We start from the raw sequence: 22354 nt of genomic DNA on the forward strand, positions 1-22354 counted from the left end.
TGTTTTCTTAAAAAATTTTTACAAAAAATCGCCCTACTAACTAAAAAGCATTAGCTAATAAGGCGGCGATGATATAGGGTATTAAAACAAGGCTAAAAAGTTGTTGAACTCTTTTTAGTTAATCATTGACGTGTAATTGGCGTACACTTTCACGTTCTCTAAGCATAAATGGAACAATAATTTTTTCAGTAATAGCTGTTTTAGGCGATTTAATCAACTCTACTAATCTTCTGAAACTTGTTCGTCCAAGATTTGAAACATTGATATCAAAGGTTGTTAAATACGGGTGAACTAGGGTTGAATACGCTGAGTTATTGAAAGTAATAATCGAAATATCATCAGGTACACTCAATTGATGATAAGATAAAAACTGCGTAATTCTAACCGAAATCGTATCTGCAATAACAATTAAAGCGGTTGCTTTGCTCTCTTCGATTTTTTGAATTAGTTCTTCTAATACCATAGGATCTCTACGGTTAAATAAGAGTGCGGGATTGCTATCAAGCTCTAATTTCTCCATGCCACGTAGGTAACCAAAATAACGTTCTGATGACACTTCAGATTTTAAGTCATCTGTTACAAAAAGAATCTCACGGTGTCCTTTTTGGTAAAGGTATTCTACTGCTTTTTTCCCCATTAATTGGTTATCATTATCAATATAAGTAATGTCGTTTTCAAAACCTTCTGGTGCTCCTACGATAACAAATGGCACATCATTGTCCATTAAATACTTACGAACAGGATCTTCAGGATCAGAATAAAGGATAATAAAACCGTCAACACGCTTCTGACTATACATCAGCTTAACCTGTTCTTCAAGCTCATCAACTGTCATCCCTGTTGCGATTGATACTGTAAAATCATTCAGTTTTGCTTCACTTGTAATTGTTGACAAAATCTGCATAAAGAAAGGTTCATTCAAACGATCTGGCGTCATTAATGGTGGAAAAATCAAACCAACGTTATAAGTCAAACCGCTTGCTAACATTTGCGCAGCAACATTGGGCACATAACCAAGCTCTGCCATCGCTTTCCGAACTTTGTCTTTTGTTTTCTGAGAAATGGATTTATTATCTTTTAAAACACGGCTAACTGTTGAAGGATTCACGCCAGCTTTAGCTGCTACATCTTTTATTGTAACCATCTAAGTCTCCTTTTCACTTTTCATTTTATAATAGATTTACAGTGCTGACAAGGTTTTACTTGCAAAATCTTATTTTACTCCCTATTATATACATAAAAGCAGATTTTCTGCAATTGTTTGCTTTTATATCCTGCAACTCTTTTAACATAACAAAAAAATTTTATCATTATGAAATCGCTTAAATTAAACTTTTGTGACTATTTTTTGTTTAAAAACTCAATTTTTTTAATTTTTTTCAAAAAAAGCTTGACATTATTTGCAAACGGTTGCATAATATAACTGTAAAAATAATATTACTAATCTATCTCTAGGAGGGGAAATCATGAAGAAGAACACATGGAAAAAAATGGTCCTTGCTGGTGCAGGCCTTACACTCGCAGGTAGCGTATTAGTCGCTTGCTCAAATTCCTCATCAAAAAATAGTTCAAGCTCTTCATCAAGCAAGACTATTAAATTATGGGTTCCAACAGGCGCTAAAAAATCTTATTCAGAAGTCGTTAAAAAATTTGAAAAAGAATCTGGCTACACTGTAAAAGTTGTTGAATCAAACGATTCAAAAGCACAAGAAAATGTTAAAAAAGACCCAGAAAAAGCTGCTGATGTCTTTTCACTCCCACATGACCAACTTGGTCAATTAATAGAATCTGGTGTTATTCAAGAAGTTCCAGAAGAATATGCCAACGAAATTGCTAAAAACGATACCGACCAAGCAGTTGCTGGTGCTCGATACAAAGGTAAAACATACGCCTTCCCATTCGGTATTGAATCACAAGTTCTCTTCTATAATAAGTCTAAACTTTCTGAAGAAGATGTTACTAACTATGAAACAATTACAAGCAAAGCTACATTTGGTGCTACTTTCAAATCAATGAATGCTTACGCTACTGCCCCACTTTTCATGTCAGTTGGTTGCACATTATTCGGAGAAGACGGTGAAACAGTTGATGGCACAAACTGGGCTAACGAAGCTGGTGTATCTGTTCTCCAATGGATTTCAGACCAAAAATCAAACAGCGGATTTGTTAACCTAACAGCTGAAAACACTATGTCTAAATTTGGTGATGGTAGTGTTGCTGCTATCGAAACAGGACCATGGGATTTTTCAGCTGCACAAAAAGCTATCGGTGAAGAAAATCTCGGTATCGCTGTTTATCCTACTGTAACAATCGGTGGAAACACTGTTCAACAAAAAGCTTTTCTTGGTGTTAAACTTTTCGCTGTAAACCAAGCACCTGCTGGTTCTGATACAGACCGTATCGCTGCTTCTTACAAACTTGCTTCAATGTTGACTAGCGCTGAAAGCCAAGAAAACCAATTCACTTATGAAGGACGTAACATCATCCCAGCGAACAAAGAAGTTCAAGAATCTGATACCGTTCAATCAAATGAATTGGCACAAGCAGTCATCAAGATGGCGTCATCATCTGACTACACAGTTGTTACACCTAAACTTAGTCAAATGGCAACATTCTGGACTGAAAGTGCTGCTCTTCTCAGTGATGTCTATAATGGTAAAATTAAAAGTAGTGACTACCTCACTAAATTACAAGAATTTGACGCAAAGTTAGCTGCTGCTAAGTAAGACGTAATAAAGTGGGGAGTCACTTCCCTACTTTATTTTTAGGTTAATCATTATAGAAGGAAGTTATTGCTAAGATATTTAAGCTTAAAACTTTTAGCAGCGACTTCCAATAATATTGTAAAAGGAGTTGTGTATGATTAATTCACAATATTTTGACAGTGTACCTGTTAGAGAAGCTTTCAAAAAAGGTGGCTTTGATACTAAACTGTCATTTCTGATTATGGGATTTTCAAATTTCTATCATAAACAGATTATTAAGGGATGTTTATTCTTACTTTCAGAAATCCTATTTTTGATTGCTTTTGTTACTTCGATTATTCCGAGTCTTCAAGGGTTAATCACTTTGGGTACGCAAGAACAAGGACTTGTTGAGAAAACAGTTGGTGGCATTAAGATGAAAGTCGCTGTTGAGGGTGATAACTCAATGTTAATACTAATCTTCGGTTTAGCAGCCTTGATTTTCTGCCTTATCTTCGCTTACATTTACTGGTGTAACCTAAAAAGTGCGCGTAATCTTTATGTTCTAGATAAAGAAAACAAAAAGATTCCAACGTTCAAAGAAGATCTTGAAACACTTGCTAATGGTCGTTTCCACATGACTTTGATGGCAATTCCAATGATTGGTGTTCTGCTCTTTACTATCTTGCCATTAATTTACATGATTTGTTTGGCATTTACAAATTATGACCACAATCACCTACCACCAAAGAGTCTCTTTGATTGGGTTGGTTTCACTAACTTTGGTAATATCTTCAACGGTCGTATGGCAGAAACATTCTTCCCAGTGCTTTCTTGGACCTTGATTTGGGCAGTATTTGCCACAGTAACAAACTTCTTCTTTGGTATTATTTTAGCTCTTATTATCAATACTAAAGGTTTAAAATTGAAGAAAATGTGGCGAACAATCTTTGTTATTACCATTGCGGTGCCACAATTCATTTCACTTCTTATCATGAGAAACTTGCTTAGCGATGCTGGTCCAATCAATGCTATTCTTGAAAAAATTGGACTCGTCTCAGCTGCTAATCCATTGCCGTTCTTATCTGATCCGCTTTGGGCCAAGTTCTCAATTATCATCGTTAACATGTGGGTTGGTATTCCTGTAACAATGTTGGTTGCTACTGGTATCATCATGAACTTGCCACAAGAGCAAATTGAAGCTGCTGAAATTGACGGAGCAAGCAAATTCCAGATTTTCAAATCAATTACATTCCCTCAAATTTTACTGGTTATGATGCCAAACTTGATTCAACAATTTATCGGTAACATCAACAACTTCAATGTTATCTACCTCCTTACTGGTGGTGGTCCTACTAATTCTAATTTCTATCAAGCTGGTAGCACAGACTTGCTTGTTACATGGCTTTACAATTTGACAGTTACTGCAGCAGACTACAACCTTGCTTCTGTTATCGGTATCATTATCTTTGTTCTTTCTGCCGTGTTCAGTCTTCTAGCTTACACAAGAACAAGTTCTTATAAGGAAGGGGTTGCGAAATAATGAAAAACAAAAAACGATTAAGATTGACGTTTGTCTATACTTTACTGATTGTTTTATCAATCATCTGGCTCTTTCCAATTGTTTGGGTTGTCCTTACAAGTTTCCGTGGCGAAGGAACAGCTTATGTTAACTACTTCATTCCAAAAACTTGGACACTGGATAATTACATCAAACTATTCACATCGGATGCCTTTCCTTTTGGACAATGGTTCTTAAACACATTGCTAGTTGCAACAGCAACTTGTATCATATCAACCTTTATCACGGTTGGTATGGCTTACTCACTCAGTCGTATCAAATTTAAACACCGCAACGGTTTCTTAAAAGTAGCGCTTGTGCTTAATATGTTCCCTGGCTTTATGAGTATGATTGCCGTTTACTACATCTTAAAAGCCTTTAACCTTGACCAAACGCTTCTTGCCCTTGTCTTGGTTTACTCAGCTGGTGCGGCACTAGGCTTCTATATTGCCAAAGGGTTCTTTGATACAATTCCTTACTCACTTGATGAATCTGCCATGATTGATGGAGCAACACGCGCTGATATTTTCTTTAAAATTACACTTCCTCTTTCAAAACCAATTATCGTTTATACAGCGCTTATGGCTTTCATCGGACCTTGGATTGACTTCATCTTTGCTAAGGTTATCTTAGGAGATGCGACAAGTAAATACACCGTTGCCATTGGACTCTTCTCAATGTTACAACAAGATACCATCAATGATTGGTTCATGTCGTTTACAGCAGGTTCAGTTATTATCGCCATTCCAATCACATTACTCTTCATGTTTATGCAAAAATACTACGTGGAAGGTATTACTGGCGGTTCTGTTAAATAATCTAAAACTTAGCATTTCCCCTTCTAAATTAATTATCAAAAACAGCTTGAAACAATTGTTCCAAGCTGTTTTATTTTTATTATAATAGAAAATTTTGTTTCTTACCAAAATTCGCGTAAGAAATCATCTTTCAAACGTTCGCGGTAAAAGAGTTCGTTGAGGTCATCTTCCTCGAAAACGCGAAGCAAATTGAGCATATCATAAGCTAAATCTAGTTTTGGTAATTCCTTGCGAGGAACCCATTTAATTACGCCCTCATCAGTCGAATGAATATCACCGATGTAGTCAGAAGCTCGATATAAGAAAACAAGGTAGCGTTCATCTTCTTTAGTATACCAATGTTTCATTCCTACTAATTGTGGATCGTTAATTGTCAAACCAGTTTCTTCCTTAACTTCACGAATAACAGACTCAACCAAGCCTTCATGTGGCTCAATATGCCCTCCAGGAAGCGCATAACCAGACCAACGATAACGTTTTGGGTCACGAATCTGCATGACTACATTCCCCTGACCGTCCTCAATTAAGCACATATTTGTTAAAATCACACTCTGTGCACGTGACATATTTTCCACCGAATTCTATTCTCTACGCTAATACTTAATATTAATTGTTTTTAAGATGTTCTAAAGTGAACTTTTACATGAATCTCAATTCTAATCCATGGCTTTCAATTCTAATACCATATCACGCAATTGGGCAGCAAGTTCGAAATCGAGCATTTCTGCTGCTTCTTGCATTTGTTTTTGAAATTTCTTAATTGTCTCTTGACGTTCTGCTTTCGTCATAGCATTGTAATCTGGAGTATCTTCTGCGACATCTGTATCAGAACTTTTCGAAATGGCAATCAAATCGCGAATATCTTTTTTGATTGTTTGCGGAACAATACCATGTTCTTCGTTGTAATGCATTTGAATTTCACGACGACGCGCCGTTTCGTCCATGGCTTTTTGCATGGATTCTGTAATCTTATCAGCATACATGATAACATGCCCCTCGCTGTTTCGTGCTGCACGCCCAATCGTTTGAATAAGACCACGTTCATTGCGCAAGAATCCTTCCTTGTCCGCATCAAGAATGGCAACCAAGCTTACTTCTGGGACGTCAATTCCTTCACGGAGCAAATTAATCCCAATCAAGACATCAAAAACACCTAGACGCAAATCACGAATGATCTCCGTACGTTCCAACGTTTTAATATCTGAATGCATATACTTGACTTTGACACCCATTTCTTTGAGGTAATCGGTCAAATCTTCTGCCATTTTCTTAGTTAATGTTGTAATGAAGGTGCGTTCGCCTTTTTCAGCACGGCTATTAATTTCACCGAGCAAATCATCCATTTGTCCCATAGTTGGACGCACTTCCACTTCAGGGTCAAGCAAACCAGTTGGACGAATGATTTGTTCAACAACAGTATCAGTTTGTTCCAGCTCGTAATCCCCTGGGGTGGCTGACACGTAAACAATTTGGTGAACATGATTTTCAAATTCTTCACGGCGCAAAGGACGATTATCAAGCGCACTTGGCAAACGAAAACCGTAATTAACCAGCATTTCCTTACGCGAACGGTCTCCGTTATACATTCCTTTGATTTGACCCATGGTCATGTGACTTTCATCAACCATAATAAGGAAATCTTCTGGGAAGAAATCAAGTAAGGTAAACGGCGGCTCTCCTTCTGATCGACCGTCCATATGACGCGAATAATTTTCAACACCATTCGTATAGCCCATTTCACGAAGCATTTCAACATCGTATTCCGTTCTTTGGCGAATACGCTGCGCTTCTATCAACTTTCCTTCTGTCTCAAACTGCTTGACCTGCTCTTCCATTTCTTCCAAAATGTTGTGAATGGCGTGCTCCATATGTTCCTCGTTGGTCATGAAGTGTGTAGCAGGGAAAATCGCTAAATGTTCCACCTCCCCAAGAACTTTACCTGTCAAACTTTCGATTTCTCGAATACGATCAATTTCGTCACCAAAAAATTCCACACGAAAAGCGTGCTCATCACGACTGGCTGGGAAAATTTCGACAACGTCGCCACGCACACGAAAACGACCACGTTGAAAATCAATGTCATTTCGTTCAAATTGAATGTCAACCAAATCGTTTAACAATTGGTCACGTGATATTTCTTGCCCAGGTCGCAAACTAACCACACTATCAGCATATTCTTTTGGTGACCCCAAACCATAGATACACGATACCGACGCTACTACGATAACGTCATTACGTTCTAGTAGGGCTGATGTTGCTGAATGGCGTAATTTATCGATTTCATCATTTACCGAGCTATCTTTTTCAATATAAGTATCGCTAGAAGGCACATAAGCTTCTGGTTGATAGTAATCATAATAAGACACAAAATATTCAACAGCATTGTCTGGGAAAAATTCTTTGAATTCTCCATAAAGTTGCCCAGCCAAAGTTTTATTATGAGCAATGACCAACGTTGGTTTGTTGACCTTAGCAATAACTTGACTCATCGTATAAGTCTTACCAGTTCCTGTTGCTCCAAGAAGAATTTGAGCTTTTTCCCCACCTTCAATATTATCCACCAAAGCCTCAATGGCTGCTGGTTGGTCTCCAGACGGTTGGTATTTTGATACTAATTTAAATTGATTGTTCTCTACTCTATCTATCATGATAATCCTCAAAACTGAAATTTATTACTCTTATTGTAACACAAGTCAGTAAAAAAAGGATTTTTAGACTATTATTGATAAAACTATAGTATTCCATGTAAGGTTTTCTAACATCACTATTTCTTAAATTTGCCTTAATGTCTGAATTTTGGTATAATAATACTATTCTAACCAAAAGGAGACTAACATGAAGCACAAATTGAAAGCTCTTATGCTAGCAATATTCTCTGTATTCTTTGTGTTTGGTGTCAAAGCTCAAGCGGACACAATTAGCATTGTATCTGATACAGCTTATGCCCCATTCGAATTTAAAGATTCAGACCAAACTTATAAAGGGATTGATGTTGATATCATCAAAGAAGTCGCTGAACGAGAGGGATGGGACTACAATCAAACTTACCCTGGTTTTGATGCTGCAGTAAACGCCGTTCAAGCTGGGCAAGCAGATGCTCTTATGGCAGGAACAACCGTTACTGATGCGCGTAAGAAAGTCTTTACTTTCTCTGATCCCTATTATGATACTTCAATTGTTATCTACACCAAAAGTGGTAACACAGCCATTTCAAAATATAGCCAATTAAAAGGTAAAACTGTCGGCGTTAAAAATGGTACTGCCGCTCAAACTTGGCTTGACGAACATGCTGATAAATATAGCTATACTGTCAAAACATTTGATACAAGCGATTTGATGAATAACAGCCTTGATTCTGGTTCTATTGATGCAGCGATGGACGACACACCAGTTGTTCAATACGCTATCAATCAAGGAAAATCATATGAAATCAATATTAATGCAGAATCAATTGGAAGCTTCGCTTTTGCTGTTAAAAAAGGAAGCAGCTACGAATATTTGATTGATGAATTCAATGAGGCTCTTGCTGCTATGAAAGAAGACGGTACTTATGACCAAATCATGCAAAAATGGTTAGGTGATTCATATACATCTTCTTCAACAAGCTCATCATCTAATAGTTCAGCCGCTTCAAATACCTTAACATTAACTGGAGACGCTTCTGCTAAAGCTACACCCGTTAAAAGTACTTACAAAATCGTCATGGACTCTTCTTTCGCACCATTTGAATATCAAAATGATTCTGGTGAATACGAAGGTATCGACGTTGAATTGATTAAAGCTATCGCTGAACAACAAGGTTTCAACGTTGAAATTTCTAACCCTGGTTTTGATGCTGCGCTTAACGCGGTTCAAGCGGGACAAGCGGATGCGGTCATGGCAGGTATGTCAATCACAGACGCTCGTAAGGAAATTTTTGATTTCTCTGATGCTTACTACACTTCAAATATCTTACTTGCTGTAAAATCTGGTAGCAGCGTTAAAAGTTATAGTGATTTAAAAGGCTTAACTGTTGGAGCTAAAAACGGAACATCATCTTACACATGGTTATCTGAACACGCTGACGAATACGGTTATACCTTGAAAGTTTTTGACGAAGCCTCAACAATGTATGACAGCTTGAACTCCGGTTCTATTGATGCCTTAATGGATGATGAAGCCGTTCTACTCTACGCTATCCAACAAGGACGTAACTTTGAAACACCTATCGCTGGGGAAAAATCCGGTGAATACGGATTTGCCGTTAGCAAAGGTTCTAACCCAGAATTGATTGAAATGTTCAACAATGGTCTTGCTGCCTTAGTTGAATCTGGCGAATACGACGAAATCGTCAATAAATACCTTGGTACAAGCGATAGTTCAAGTTCAAGCTCAAGTTCAAGCTCAAGTTCATCAAGCGTTGATGAAACAACAATCTGGGGACTCCTCAAAAATAACTATCCACAATTGCTTTCAGGTTTAGGCAAGACACTTAGCTTAACACTGATTTCATTTGCAATTGCCATGGTTATTGGTATTATCTTTGGTATGATGGCCGTTGCGCCAAACAAAGTTCTTCGTACTATTTCAGCTGTCTTTGTTGACATCGTACGCGGTATCCCATTGATGATTGTAGCTGCCTTTATTTTCTGGGGAATTCCAAACCTTCTCGAGTCTATCACTGGCAAACAAAGCCCAATCAACGATTTCGTTGCAGCTACTATTGCGCTTTCGCTTAATGGCGGTGCTTACATTGCAGAAATCGTTCGTGGTGGTATCGAGGCTGTTCCTCAAGGTCAAATGGAAGCCAGCCGTAGCTTAGGTGTTTCATACGGTAAGACAATGCAAAAAATTATCTTGCCACAAGCTGTTCGCCTAATGCTACCAAACTTCATCAACCAATTCGTTATTTCATTAAAAGATACAACAATTGTATCAGCAATTGGTCTTGTTGAACTCTTCCAAACTGGTAAAATCATCATTGCTCGTAACTACCAATCTTTCCGTATGTATGCTATCTTAGCAGTTATCTACCTTGTAATGATCACCCTTTTGACACGTTTAGCAAAACGTCTAGAAAAGAGGCTTAAATAATGGCAGAATTAAAAATTGATGTACAAGATTTGCACAAATCTTATGGAGATAATGAGGTCCTAAAAGGAATCACAACTCAGTTTCACGAAGGTGATGTTGTTTGTATTATCGGTCCTTCAGGTTCAGGGAAATCAACATTCCTACGTACCCTCAACTTACTTGAAACAATCACAAGTGGAAAAGTTATCGTTGACGGTCATGAACTTTCTGATCCAAAAACTGATGTTGATAAAGTTCGCGAGAATATCGGAATGGTATTCCAACACTTTAATCTTTTCCCACACATGACAGTTCTTGAAAACATTACCTTCGCGCCTATCGAACTAGGTAAGGAAAGGAAAGAAGAGGCAGAAAAACATGCCATGGAACTTCTTGAACAAGTCGGCTTAGCTGATAAACGTGACGCAAAACCCGAAAGCTTATCAGGGGGACAAAAACAACGTGTAGCTATAGCTCGTAGTTTAGCCATGAATCCTGATATCATGCTTTTTGACGAACCTACTTCTGCACTTGACCCAGAAATGGTTGGAGACGTTCTTAACGTTATAAAAAATCTTGCAGAACAAGGTATGACAATGTTAATCGTCACTCACGAAATGGGATTTGCTCGTAAAGTTGCCAACCGAGTTATCTTTACTGACGGCGGTAAATTCCTCGAAGACGGCACACCAGAACAAATCTTCGACAACCCACAACACCCACGTCTAAAAGACTTCCTTGATAAAGTCTTGAATGTGTAACTGAGTAAGAAAACTTGACAGCTAAAGCTGTTGTTTTCTACGCTAAGTGCTATAACACTTAGCTAACCCACTTATTAGCAAACGAGTAGGTTAATATTGAACCTACTCGTTTTGCGTCATAATCTTTTTATATTGGTCGGATGCTAAAGCATCTCGACCTTTTACGTTACCTACTATTTGGTAGGTGACTAGATTTCTTACTAGGTTAAGTTAAAGTTATTAGGTTTCTACGCTAGGTATTACAGCACTTAACTAACTCACTTATTAACACTACTACCTACTATAACCTTTGACTTTTATAGCACCTTTTGATAGACTAATATCAAATTAACGTTCAGGAGGAAAAGGAGCAATGAACAACTAAGAACAGAATTTTTGATACTACCATATCAAGTTTTGTTTTTAGTGTACTCTTTAATAAACTTCCTCAGCTAATAGATGGCTATTTTCCGCCTTTATTAGTGCTATTTTGTTTTTATTAATAGAAAGCCTCACTCTCTACTTGATTTGGTAGAGAGTTTTTTATTGAAAGCGAGGTTCTTATGCTACAAATTAATCATTTAACAATTACACATCTTAAAGACTTAACACAACTTATCTCTGATTTAAATGTAATCATCAATTCTGGGGATAAATTAGCTATTATTGGCAAAGAGAGTACTGGGAAGTCAACACTTTTAAAAGCTATTTTGTCTCCGCAATTAATGGCTAACTACTGCATTCTCGAGGGAAAAATTGATAATCATTTTCCCAAAATTGGATATTTACCACAAGTTTTGTCACAAAAACAAGAAAAGATGACAGTTTCAGAATTTCTTTATGATAATTTAGATTATGTTAGTTTTGATTTCAATGCTTTTTACCAAATGGCTGCGCGATTAGATTTGGATATTCAATCCTTAGAAAATAGAAATCAGAGTTTGAAAAGTTTATCTGGTGGAGAAAAATTAAAGTTACAACTTGCTAAACTGGTTGGTGAAACCAATGATTTACTCTTACTAGATGAACCCTCTAGCGACCTTGATGCGCAGGCAATTAATACTTTACAAGCATTCATTCAATCATCTGACAAAACAATTATTTTTATCTCTCATGATGAAGCTCTGCTAGAAAAAACTGCTACTGCTATTCTACACTTTGAGTTAATAAAACGTTGTCAAGTTGCTCGCGCAAGCTATTTTTCAAGAAGTTACACAGATTATATGACTTATCGTCACAAAGCTTACACCAAACAATTAGAACAAGTCAAAAACGACCGCCGTATAAAAGCTAAAGGAGGCGCTAAAATACAACGGCTTCATGAGGCGGCAGAATACAATGTGCAAAATATTCATGATAGCACTATAGGAAGATTAGCGGCTAAAAAGATGAAAAATGTCTTATCTCTTGAAAAACGTATGCCAAAGAAGAAGAAAAAATGGTCGATTTTCCTGAAGAAATGGATAGTATAAAACTATTTTTCGATGATATTGTTCCTCTAGATAAAAAGAAAAAACTTCTGTCTTGGGACAATCATGATTTATTAACTGGCCAAAAAGTCAGTTTAACCATTTTAGGTCAAGATAAACTGGTGATTACTGGGAGAAACGGTATCGGAAAAACACGTCTGCTCACACAAATTTACCAAGAACTAGATAAAAATCATTTTTCAATCGGTTATATGCCACAAGATTACGATAGTGTTTTTAGCAAAGGAATGACCGCTCTAACATTCTTAACACAAATATCAGACAGCGAAAAAGCTCGAACACCCCTTGCCAGCCTTCAATTTACAAGACAAGAAATCGAACACTCTGTCCTTGAACTTTCAGGTGGGCAAAAAGCAAAATTATTCTTAGCACGTATGGTTTTCGCCCAAAATCATATCTTAATTCTTGATGAGCCGACAAGCCATTTTTCACCAACTAGTCAGCCATTAATCAGAGAACTTTTAAGAATTTTTAACGGCTGGCTGTATTATCAGTGTTTCTCACGATAGAAAATTCATTGACGACATTGCTAATCTACATCATCAATTAACTGACAAAGAACTTTAAAAATATTAAAAAAACTGTCCAGTGGACAGTTTTTTCACGAGCCTAGAAATTGAAAAGCGAGTTAAGTCCAGTGGACAGTTTTTTCACGAGCTTAGAGATTGGAAAGCGAGTTTTATGCAGGTAAGCAAGGCGAGTATTATGATTCTTGATCCTTTGCTTCATCTGCTTTTACTTTAGCTATTTTTTCGCGCTCCAAGCGCAAACGTCGATTTGGATTAAGGGTATTGAAAAGTTCTTCTAGCTTTTCAGCATTCCAAACATCCGCTGCTGATACAAAATTACCATCTTTATCTCGAAAAGATATCGGTTTATCACCCATAAGAACCTCCAGTAAAATGTAATATAAGCTCAATTGTGAATCATCACAATTCCTATTAATCTTTAAAATTTATAATTCTTCCAATTTAAGCAAACCAGCACAGCAATCAAACACGTCGTTAGAACATAAGTTACGACACGGAGTTAGGACAGTCAATACTTAATGCCTTAACGTAGTTAGTAAGTTGATAGCTAGTCCACTGTATAATGGCTAACATAGTAACTGAACACGTCATAATGGCTAACACAGTAACTGAACACGTCATTAAAACATACGTTACGACGTGAGAAAATGATTTCGATAATAAACCATTTTCGAGCTAGTAAGATGCCTAGGCAAACTCCGTATAGTGCTTGTTGTCTTGTCGTTAGATAGCTAAGCTATCAACGACAAGTGGCAGGTTAATCCACAAATTCAAATTCGAAGTTTCCGATTCGGACGATGTCTCCGTCTTTAGCTCCGCGTTCACGAAGGGCTTCATCAACCCCCATACCACGCAATTGGCGAGCAAATTTCATAATAGATTCATCACGTTCCATATTCGTCATGACAAAGAGTTTTTCAAGTTTTTCACCTGACAATACCCAAGCAGCATCGTCATCACGTGAAATTTCAAATGGACGTTCATCTGGGTCAAAGCCATAATAAACTTCTTCGTCAATCATGTCATCATCAGTGTAAAGCAAGAATTCATCTGTCTTAGCAAGCAATTCTGCTGTCGCTTCCATTAGATTTTCTAGCCCTTGATGTGCCAAGCTTGAAATTGGGAAAATCATTGGCATTTCTTCAAAATCATCATAATTCGCTGCCAATTTTTCTTTGAAAATTTTCAAGTTTTCTTCCGCTTCCGGCATATCCATCTTGTTTGCAACAATGATTTGTGGACGTTCCATCAAACGAAGATTATAGGTTTCAAGCTCATTATTAATAGAAACATAATCTTCATACGGGTCACGACCTTCGCTAGCTGACATATCAATCACGTGTAAGATAACGCGTGTACGCTCAATATGGCGAAGGAATTGTGTACCAAGTCCAACACCTTGTGAAGCGCCCTCAATCAACCCTGGAAGGTCAGCCATAGCAAAGCTATCACCTGATTTGGTACGAACCATTCCAAGATTAGGTACGATTGTTGTAAAGTGGTAAGCACCAATTTTAGGTTTAGCAGCTGTCACAACACTCAACAATGTTGATTTACCAACTGACGGGAATCCAACCAGACCAACATCAGCCAAGATTTTCAATTCTAATTGAAGGTCACGTTCCTCACCAGGTTCACCATTTTCGGCAATTTCAGGTGCTGGGTTACGTGGTGTCGCAAAGCGAATATTACCACGTCCACCACGTCCGCCACGAGCAACAACGAATTCTTGACCATTCTCAACAAGGTCAGTGATTACTTTATTGGTTTCCGCATCACGAACAGTTGTTCCTTGTGGAACACGGACAATAAGGTCCTCCGCACCACGTCCGTGCATTCCTTTTGTCATCCCTTTTTCACCAGATTTGGCTTTAAAAATACGATTATAACGGAAGTCCATCAAGGTACGAAGCCCTTCGTCAACTTTAAAGATGACTGAACCACCTTTACCGCCATCACCGCCCCAAGGTCCACCGTTAGGGACGTATTTTTCACGACGAAAGGCAACCATTCCGTCACCACCACGACCAGCTTTCACGCTAATTTGGGCAGTATCTAAAAACATACTCATTATTAATTCCTATTCTTTCATTATTGTAAAAATTGCTTTAAAGTTTGATGGGTTAAAGCATAAAAAAACGCCTCTTCAGCGTTCTTTAAATAATTGAACCAATTGCAGTCGCAATAAGACCACCTACGGTTACTAGAACCATTAAGATAACAACTACTAAAGTCAGTTTTTCAAACGCTGTTTTTTTACGTGGTCCGTTTTCACCAAATGCCACTTTAATACACCTCGCTCATTGAATTTATTACTATTATCTTAACATGATTGCCTCAAATAATCAAATAACTACTGCAGAAATTTACAATTCAACGTCAAATTCTTCAAGGCTTGCTAACTCATCATCTGTTAATCGACGCCACTCTCCAAGAGCCAATTGCTTATCCAATTGAAGTGGACCCATTCTGAGGCGTTGAAGATCTGTCACTTTTTTACCACAAGCCTGTACCATGCGTTTGACTTGGTGAAATTTTCCCTCTTTAATGGTAATTTCAACAACACTTGTTCTTTCTGCTTCATTTGTTTCAAGAATCACTAACTGCGCTGGCTGACATGTAAAATCTTTCAAGTCAATACCGTTGGTAAAAGCTGCCACATCATCGATCGTCATCAGACCAGCAACTTTGGCTCGGTAAGTTTTATCAACATGTTTTTTAGGAGATAGCATGGCATGCGCTAACTTACCGTTATTAGTTAATAGTAAAAGTCCATGCGTATCAATATCCAAACGCCCAACTGGAAAAACTTCCTTATCCCAAGCTGTTTTATCGAGCAAATCTAAGACGGTTTTATGATGATTATCCTCTGTTGCTGAAATCACACCTTTTGGTTTATTCAACATATAATAAACGTATTTTTCATAAGAAAGCGTCTGCCCCTGACAACTAATCTGGTCGGCTTTCTCATCAATCTGTGTTTTAGGTGATAATTCCACTTTGCCATTAACAAGCACTTGTTTTTTCTTTAGCAGTTGTTTGACTTCCGTCCGCGACCCTATGCCTGCTTCTACTAAAAATTTATCTAACCGCATCTTCTTTCCTTTACCTATTCTTACGTTTTTCAAACGATTTCCTATCTATTGTATCATTTTTCAAAGCACAAAGAAAACAAGGCGGGCAAAGCCCGAACCTTGTTTTACATTAATTTGATTGGATCTATTTTTTATATGCGTAAGTGAAATCTACTGACAAACCAGTTGAGTTACGAACAAGTCCTTTAAGGTCTGGATTTTGAAGTCCTTTACCACTACGGAAGTAGATCGGGTTATAAAGCGCATTGTCATAAAGTACTTTTTCAGCAGCTTTATAATCGTCTGCAGCAGCCGCTGGGTCTAAAGCATCTGTTGTGATTGCTTTTTGATAAGCCGCATCATAATCTGCATTTGAGAATTTACCGTAGTTGTAAGATGAGTTAGTAGTGAACAGACCATAGAAAGTAGAACCTTCTGGATAGTCACCACCCCAAAGCACAAGAGCTACATCAAAGTTTTGGTTTTTAGTATCTTCAAGACGTTGTTTGAAAGTAACAAATTTTTCTTGGACTGTCAAACCTGAAAGAGTATTTTCCCAAGTTTCTTTGATATAGTCAACTGCAGCTTTTGAAACTGGTGCATCTGAATCAGCTGTGATTGTCAATGTAACTGAATCAGTACCAAGTTCTGCCAAACCTTCTTTGAAAAGTTTAGCTGCTTCTTTTTCATCATGGCTATAACCTGGAGAAACATATTTAGCCAAATCAGTACCGTCTGGCAATGTTTCAAGACCCGTAGGCACAAGAGCTGTCGCAGCTGTTGAACCAGTATCGATAGCAGCTTTTACAATTCCTTCACGGTCAGTTGCCAAGTTAAGGGCTTGACGAATTTTAGTGTTGTTCAAAGCAGTTACAGTACCTGTTTGGTTATAAACCATGTAGGCTGTTGTAGCTTCTGGAACGTCAACAATATCATCACGATTTTTGTTAGCTTTGTATGTTGCTTCAGTATTTGAGATGTTTGCGTAATCAAGGTCACCATCTTTGTACATTTGCACAGCTGTATCTGGTTTCTTAATCGTTTGGATGTTTACTTTCTTATTTTTAACATCTTTAGCATCCCAATAGTATTTGTTTTTCACAAGAGTGAATGTTCCGCTTGTTCCGTTCCAATCTTCAACGGTATATGGTCCAGAATACAATGATTTTTCAGAAGTTGTTCCGTAATCATCACCAGCTTTTTTAACAAAGTCTTTGCTTTGCGGCATGAAGTTTGAAAATGAAAGCAAGCTCATAAACTGTGGTGAAGGGTTAGACAAAGTGAAAATAAGTTTATTTCCATCTGCTTTGACACCCAATTCATCAACACTTTTAGTTCCAGCAATAACTTCTTCAGCATTCAAAACGTGTGCATCTGATACAAGGTAAGCGTACTCTGAAGCAGTTGCTGGGTCAACAATACGTTGCCAGCTGTACACAAAGTCCTCTGCTGTCAAATTACTACCATCTGACCATTTAAGGTCATCGCGAAGTGTTGCTGTATAAGTCAAGCCATCATCAGATACTTCTACTTTTTCAGCCAAATCAGGTTGTAACTTACCATCTTCATCACGACGAAGAAGGTTACTTCCTGAGTTACCAATAGCAATTGATGAATAAGTATCTGTAACTTTTGAAATGTCCAAGGTACTAATTTCAGTTGGGATAAACCAATTGATTTCATCACTTGAAGAAGATGATGAACCGCTACTATTGCCACAAGCTGCTAGAACAGCCGCTGATAACAAAGTCACAGCTCCTAGACCTACACGTTTCCAATTTTTAATTTTCATGATGGATCCTCCTACCATAAACTTTCTTTCGGTATGTTAACTATTATAACACAGTATTTTCTAAAAATACAGAAAATTTTTAAATTAATTAATTTTTCAAAAAGCTTGGTTCCATTTATTTTTTACTCATTTTACACACTTTTATGAGAATCAATGCCAAAATAGGTAGTGTAAAATAAGTTGTGTAAACACAAAAAGGAATAAATCCGTTATAGTAGAGTTGCAAAACATTACTATAATTGCCATTTTCTCTACAATTGCTGGTACCTTAATCGGTTTGTTAGTCGGTGTATTTCGTAGTTTGCCAAACTCAGAAAATCCACTGGCTCGTTTCTTGCAAAAATTAGTGAATATCTTATTAACTGTCTATATTGAAGTTTTCCGTGGTACACCGATGATGGTATAAGCAATGGTTATCTTCTATGGATTAGCTCAAGCTTTCCAATTTGATTTAAACCGAACTGTAGCGGCCCTATTAATTGTTTCGGTTAATACCGGTGCCTATATGGCTGAAATCGTACGAGGTGGTATTTTCGCTGTTGATAAAGGGTAATTCGAAGCTGCTCAAGCAATGGGGATGACTCACAGTCAAACAATGACTAAAGTTGTCTTACCTCAAGTCATTCGTAATATTTTACCAGCCATCGGAAATGAAACTGTGATTAACATTAAAGATACTACTGTATTGAGCGTTATCAGTGTAGGAGACTTATTTTTCCAAGTAACAGCTGCCTCAGGTACAACGCTATTGTTCTTTGAAACATTTACGATTATCGGTATCATCTATCTAGTCTTGACAATCACTGCTACTCGTCTATTACGCTTAATGGAAAAAAGAATCGATGGGCCATCCGCTTATGTACAAGCTGATGAATCATTAGAAAAACAAACCTAGGGGGGAACGTAAATGTCAGCAATTATTGAAATCAATCATTTGAAAAAAGCTTCGGTAATAATGAAGTCTTAAAAGATATTAACGCAACTGTCAATAAAGGAGAAGTTCTGACAATCATTGGTTCTTCTGGTTCAGGAAAATCAACTTTATTACGCTGCATTAATTTATTAGAAAAACCAACAAGTGGTGAAATTCGTTACGAAGGAACCAATGTCTTAGAAAAAGGCTATAGTTTAACCAAATATCGCACATACTTGGGAATGGTGTTTCAATCCTTTAATTTATTTAACAACATGAACGTCTTAGAAAATTGCCTTTCTGGACAATTGACCGTTCTTAAACGTAATCGCCAAGAAGCCAAAGAAATTGCTTTGGAAAACTTAAAAAAAGTTGGAATGGAGCGTTATGTCAACACCAAACCTTCTCAACTTTCTGGTGGACAAAAATAACGGGTAGCTATCGCTCGTGCCTTGTCAATGAATCCTGATGTTATGCTTTTTGATGAACCAACTTCTGCACTAGATCCAGAAATGGTCAGCGAAGTTTTAGCCGTAATGAAATCTTTAGCTGAAAATGGCATGACTATGGTTGTTGTAACGCACGAAATGGGCTTTGCTAAAGAAGTCTCTGATCGTGTCATCTTTATGGATCAAGGAGTCATCGCTGAAGAAGGAACACCAGAAGATATCTTTGTTCATCCAAAAGAAGTCCGCACCAAAGCATTTCTTCATCGGGTATTAAACGACTAAATTTTTAATAACACAAAATGGAAAAGAAGGACTTCGTGAAGTGACCCCCAAATGTTAGACTAAATATTTAAGTTAAGGATTGAGTTCTGTATTGCACAGGACTTAGTCCTTTTAATGTAAGTTTGATTCGTTTAGTGTTGTAGTAGTTGATATATTCTGAAATAGCTGTTTTCAATGTTTCGAGAGAAGTAAATTCCTTCTCAAACCCATAAAACATTTCTGTCTTCAATGTTCCAAAGAAAGATTCCATCATGCCGTTGTCTAAGCTATTTCCTTTACGCGACATGGACGGTCTCATTCCATGCTCCTCAAGAAAATGATGGTAGTAAGTGTGTTGATATTGCCATCCTTGGTCACTATGTAAAATAGTGTCCTGATAAGTTTGTTCAGGAAAAGCCTCGGAAAGCATTGTTTTAAGTTGTTGTAAGTTTGGCGAGGTAGATAAATTGTATGCAATAATCTCACTGTTAAAGCCATCAAGAACTGGTGATAGATACAATTTTTGATCACTAGCAGGAATTGAAAACTCTGTTACATCGGTATAACACTTCTTAAGTGGTTGGGCAGCTTTAAATTGACGCTTAATGAGATTATCAGCTTTCTTGCCGACCTCACCTTTATAAGAGTTATAGCGACGTTTCGCACGGATTCTAGCTTTCAAACCAAGTTCTGTCATCAGACGTTGAACTTTCTTATGGTTAACTTTATAGCCTCGATTTTTAAGTTCGAGGTGAATTCTACGGTAACCATATCTCCCTTTGTTCTCAGAATAAATATTTTGAATAGCTTCTTTTAATTCTTTGTTTTTATCTACCTGGGTTAGACGTTTAACCTGATAATAGTAGGTTGATCGAGACAACTTCAAAATATTAAGTAGGATTCTTAAATCAAATACATTGATTAGTCCTTGAATGATTTCTGTTGCTCTTTGAGCCTTGCTTCGTCCCTCAATCGGAGTTCTCTCAACTTTTTTAGTACGGCATTCTCCGCTCTAAGGTACTCATTTTCATATTGAAGACGCTCTAATTCAGTCATTTCTTCAAGTTTTTTCTTTGGTTTGCGTCCCATTTTTACAGGTCTCCCTCTTGATTTCTCAAGAATAGTATACCCGTTTTTCTTGTATTGCGCTATCCAATTAGGAAGCATTCCCTTATTTGGTAATCCATAATCTAGAGAAACCTCTAGCTGAGACCTACCTTTCATCAGAACTTCTTTTATGATTTCTTGCTTTAGTTCAGGAGAATAATACCTATTTTTCCTTTTACAAACGCTTTCCAATCCGTGTATATCAATAAGACGGACCATGTATTGAAGGTTATACTTACTAATATTAAATGTTTGACTGATTTTAGACCATGTCCAACCAGATTGTCGTAAGCGATAGATTTCAATTTTATCTTCATAACTTAATTTCATAGAAAAACACCCCAAAAGTTAGATTTGTTGTCTAACTTTTGGGGTGCAGTTCATCGGTTCTTCTTTTTTTATACGAATAATTCCATTGCTATCCTCGCGATAATTTGTTATTTTTATTACAGCTATTTTTAGAAAGTGAGTTTATTATGGAGAAAAAATTACAATTTAAAGATTATCTAACCATTGGCTCGATGTTATTTGGTTTATTTTTTGGTGCAGGAAATTTAATTTTCCCTGTACATATGGGACAAGAAGCTGGTTCAGCAGTGTTTCTTGCCAATCTAGGCTTTTTAGTTACCGGTATCGGTCTACCCTTTTTAGGTGTTATCGCTATTGGAAGTTCTCAAAGCAATGGATTGTTTGATTTAGCTTCTAAAGTCAACAAACGTTATGCTTTTATTTTTACTATTTTTTACTATTTTATTGTATTTAGTGATTGGTCCTTTTTTTGCGCTACCACGTTTGGCCACTACTTCTTTTGAGATTGGTCTGTCGCCTTTTATTCCAAAAGAATTTACAACATTGAGTCTAGCCATTTTTAGTGTTGCTTTTTTTGTTGTTGCTTGGTTATTTTCAAGAAAACCATCTAAGCTATTAGATTATGTAGGAAAATTTTTAAATCCTTTATTTTTAGTCCTGCTTGGTATTTTATTAGTTTTGGCATTTACTCGCCCCATGGGTTCCGTCGCTACTGCTCCTGTACAAACAGCTTACGAAAACACACCTTTTATCACTGGTTTTATCGAGGGATATAATACTCTAGATGCCTTGGCTTCATTAGCCTTTGGAATTATTATTGTTACAACCATTCGACAACGTGGAGTAACAAAACCTAGCACTGTCGCCTTAGATACGATTAAATCCGGTGCCGTGAGTATTTTGTTAATGGGCTTAATCTACAGTCTGTTAGCTTATATGGGAACGATGAGTCTGGGAACTTTCCCTTTGAGTGATAATGGTGGCATCGCTTTGGCACAAATTGCTAATCACTACTTAGGAACTTTTGGCAGTGTCATCCTTGCTTTAATTGTGATTGTCGCTTGTTTAAAAACTGGTATCGGCTTGATTTCTGCCTTTTCTGAAACCTTTATCGAACTTTTCCCTAAACAAAACTATCTCTTTTTTGCAACGGCTGTAAGCATTATGGCTTGTCTATTTGCCAATATTGGACTAACCAAAATCATTGAATTTTCGATTCCCGTTTTGATGTTTTTGTACCCATTAGCAATGACTTTAATTTTATTAGCTATTCTTGGACCCTTGTTTTCACATAGTTCTCGTGTCTATCAAATGACCACCTACTTCACTCTGATTGCTTCAGTCGTGGATGGATTAAATGCTAGCCCAGCTTTTATTTCAACTTCCACAGTAGCAAAAACAATTATTTCATTTGGAGAAAACTATTTACCTCTCTTTTCGATTGGTATGGGTTGGCTACTCCCTGCTAGTATTGGTTTTGTGATTGGATTATTGTGGCATTTTATAAAACGTCGTTAAAAACCGCCAGAAGCTTTCCGACAGACAATGTTGGAATTCTTCTGGTGGTTTTTCTT

The 22354-nt window shown here is 37.2% G+C and carries 14 protein-coding genes and 4 pseudogenes; 9 read left to right on the top strand and 9 right to left on the bottom strand.

Annotation, left to right across the window (positions count from 1 at the left end; all coding sequences use genetic code 11):
* Positions 1–118: 118 nt before the first annotated feature.
* Positions 119–1144, bottom strand: a complete 1026-nt coding sequence (locus tag SMA_RS06560; RefSeq protein WP_014294813.1) for a LacI family DNA-binding transcriptional regulator — start codon at positions 1142–1144, stop codon at positions 119–121.
* A 322-nt stretch (positions 1145–1466) separates the two neighbouring features.
* On the opposite strand from SMA_RS06560, the gene SMA_RS06565 reads away from it, so the two are divergent.
* The 3 genes from SMA_RS06565 to SMA_RS06575 all read left to right on the top strand — a co-directional run bounded on the left by SMA_RS06565 (position 1467) and on the right by SMA_RS06575 (position 5063).
* Positions 1467–2726 carry an extracellular solute-binding protein gene (locus SMA_RS06565; protein WP_014294814.1) on the top strand — a complete coding sequence of 420 codons (1260 nt, stop codon included), beginning with the start codon at positions 1467–1469 and terminating at the stop codon, positions 2724–2726.
* 133 nt (positions 2727–2859) lie between these two features.
* A complete protein-coding gene (locus tag SMA_RS06570; RefSeq protein ID WP_014294815.1) occupies positions 2860–4227 on the top strand; it encodes a carbohydrate ABC transporter permease in 1368 nt (455 codons plus the stop codon).
* Positions 4227–5063, top strand: coding sequence for a sugar ABC transporter permease (locus SMA_RS06575; protein ID WP_014294816.1), 837 nt, complete (start codon positions 4227–4229; stop codon positions 5061–5063). The genes SMA_RS06570 and SMA_RS06575 overlap by 1 nt, the downstream gene beginning before the upstream one ends.
* A gap of 101 nt (positions 5064–5164) precedes the next feature.
* Here the strand turns inward: SMA_RS06575 and SMA_RS06580 are convergent, their stop codons facing one another.
* Positions 5165–5629 (bottom strand): 8-oxo-dGTP diphosphatase, encoded by a 465-nt coding sequence (locus SMA_RS06580; RefSeq protein ID WP_014294817.1) that lies wholly within the window; start codon positions 5627–5629, stop codon positions 5165–5167.
* Between the two features lie 90 nt (positions 5630–5719).
* Complete coding sequence (uvrB, locus tag SMA_RS06585) at positions 5720–7711, bottom strand: excinuclease ABC subunit UvrB (protein ID WP_014294818.1); 1992 nt, start codon at positions 7709–7711, stop codon at positions 5720–5722.
* A gap of 187 nt (positions 7712–7898) precedes the next feature.
* Between uvrB and SMA_RS06590 the strand changes: the two genes are divergently transcribed.
* From SMA_RS06590 to SMA_RS06600, 3 genes and pseudogenes are all read left to right on the top strand, one after another.
* Complete coding sequence (locus tag SMA_RS06590) at positions 7899–10136, top strand: ABC transporter substrate-binding protein/permease (protein WP_014294819.1); 2238 nt, start codon at positions 7899–7901, stop codon at positions 10134–10136.
* Positions 10136–10876: an amino acid ABC transporter ATP-binding protein gene (locus SMA_RS06595; RefSeq protein WP_014294820.1), complete on the top strand. Its 741-nt coding sequence runs from the start codon at positions 10136–10138 to the stop codon at positions 10874–10876. The genes SMA_RS06590 and SMA_RS06595 overlap by 1 nt, the downstream gene beginning before the upstream one ends.
* A 542-nt stretch (positions 10877–11418) precedes the next feature.
* Positions 11419–12912, top strand: a pseudogene (locus SMA_RS06600) (ATP-binding cassette domain-containing protein).
* Between the two features lie 136 nt (positions 12913–13048).
* Here SMA_RS06600 and SMA_RS06605 read toward each other — a convergent pair.
* The 5 genes from SMA_RS06605 to SMA_RS06620 form a co-directional block, all read right to left on the bottom strand.
* Complete coding sequence (locus SMA_RS06605) at positions 13049–13231, bottom strand: hypothetical protein (RefSeq protein WP_014294823.1); 183 nt, start codon at positions 13229–13231, stop codon at positions 13049–13051.
* 401 nt (positions 13232–13632) lie between these two features.
* Positions 13633–14946, bottom strand: a complete 1314-nt coding sequence (gene obgE / locus SMA_RS06610) for a GTPase ObgE (protein ID WP_014294824.1) — start codon at positions 14944–14946, stop codon at positions 13633–13635.
* An 85-nt stretch (positions 14947–15031) separates the two neighbouring features.
* Positions 15032–15160 carry a DUF4044 domain-containing protein gene (locus SMA_RS11050; protein WP_003065505.1) on the bottom strand — a complete coding sequence of 43 codons (129 nt, stop codon included), beginning with the start codon at positions 15158–15160 and terminating at the stop codon, positions 15032–15034.
* 81 nt (positions 15161–15241) lie between these two features.
* On the bottom strand, positions 15242–15970 hold the full coding sequence (locus SMA_RS06615) for a pseudouridine synthase (protein WP_014294825.1): 729 nt from the start codon (positions 15968–15970) through the stop codon (positions 15242–15244).
* Positions 15971–16094: 124 nt separating this feature from the next.
* Complete coding sequence (locus SMA_RS06620) at positions 16095–17741, bottom strand: peptide ABC transporter substrate-binding protein (protein ID WP_014294826.1); 1647 nt, start codon at positions 17739–17741, stop codon at positions 16095–16097.
* 238 nt (positions 17742–17979) lie between these two features.
* On the opposite strand from SMA_RS06620, the pseudogene SMA_RS06625 reads away from it, so the two are divergent.
* Together SMA_RS06625 and SMA_RS06630 are read left to right on the top strand one after the other, a co-directional pair.
* Positions 17980–18636, top strand: a pseudogene (locus tag SMA_RS06625) (amino acid ABC transporter permease); the annotation flags it as partial.
* A 12-nt stretch (positions 18637–18648) separates the two neighbouring features.
* Positions 18649–19385, top strand: a pseudogene (locus SMA_RS06630) (amino acid ABC transporter ATP-binding protein).
* Between the two features lie 67 nt (positions 19386–19452).
* Here SMA_RS06630 and SMA_RS11055 read toward each other — a convergent pair.
* Positions 19453–20801, bottom strand: a protein-coding gene (locus tag SMA_RS11055; RefSeq protein ID WP_115266054.1) for an IS3 family transposase whose coding sequence is annotated in 2 segments (ribosomal slippage) — positions 19453–20360 and positions 20360–20801 — 1350 coding nt in all. Because the reading frame shifts where the segments join, the coding sequence is not laid out codon by codon here.
* Positions 20802–20947: 146 nt separating this feature from the next.
* Here SMA_RS11055 and brnQ point away from each other — a divergent pair.
* Positions 20948–22298 (top strand): annotated as a pseudogene (gene brnQ, locus SMA_RS06645) (branched-chain amino acid transport system II carrier protein).
* Positions 22299–22354 lie beyond the last annotated feature (56 nt).

The organism is Streptococcus macedonicus ACA-DC 198, from assembly GCA_000283635.1.
GTDB lineage: Bacteria > Bacillota > Bacilli > Lactobacillales > Streptococcaceae > Streptococcus > Streptococcus macedonicus.

Coding starts and splice junctions, on each gene's coding strand:
- SMA_RS06605 (WP_014294823.1), bottom strand. CDS start 13,231: ATGGGTGATAAACCGATATCTTTTCGAGATAAAGATGGTAATTTTGTA.
- SMA_RS06560 (WP_014294813.1), bottom strand. CDS start 1,144: ATGGTTACAATAAAAGATGTAGCAGCTAAAGCTGGCGTGAATCCTTCA.
- SMA_RS06575 (WP_014294816.1), top strand. CDS start 4,227: ATGAAAAACAAAAAACGATTAAGATTGACGTTTGTCTATACTTTACTG.
- SMA_RS06565 (WP_014294814.1), top strand. CDS start 1,467: ATGAAGAAGAACACATGGAAAAAAATGGTCCTTGCTGGTGCAGGCCTT.
- SMA_RS06620 (WP_014294826.1), bottom strand. CDS start 17,741: ATGAAAATTAAAAATTGGAAACGTGTAGGTCTAGGAGCTGTGACTTTG.
- uvrB (WP_014294818.1), bottom strand. CDS start 7,711: ATGATAGATAGAGTAGAGAACAATCAATTTAAATTAGTATCAAAATAC.
- SMA_RS06590 (WP_014294819.1), top strand. CDS start 7,899: ATGAAGCACAAATTGAAAGCTCTTATGCTAGCAATATTCTCTGTATTC.
- SMA_RS06570 (WP_014294815.1), top strand. CDS start 2,860: ATGATTAATTCACAATATTTTGACAGTGTACCTGTTAGAGAAGCTTTC.
- SMA_RS06615 (WP_014294825.1), bottom strand. CDS start 15,970: ATGCGGTTAGATAAATTTTTAGTAGAAGCAGGCATAGGGTCGCGGACG.
- SMA_RS06595 (WP_014294820.1), top strand. CDS start 10,136: ATGGCAGAATTAAAAATTGATGTACAAGATTTGCACAAATCTTATGGA.
- SMA_RS06580 (WP_014294817.1), bottom strand. CDS start 5,629: ATGTCACGTGCACAGAGTGTGATTTTAACAAATATGTGCTTAATTGAG.
- obgE (WP_014294824.1), bottom strand. CDS start 14,946: ATGAGTATGTTTTTAGATACTGCCCAAATTAGCGTGAAAGCTGGTCGT.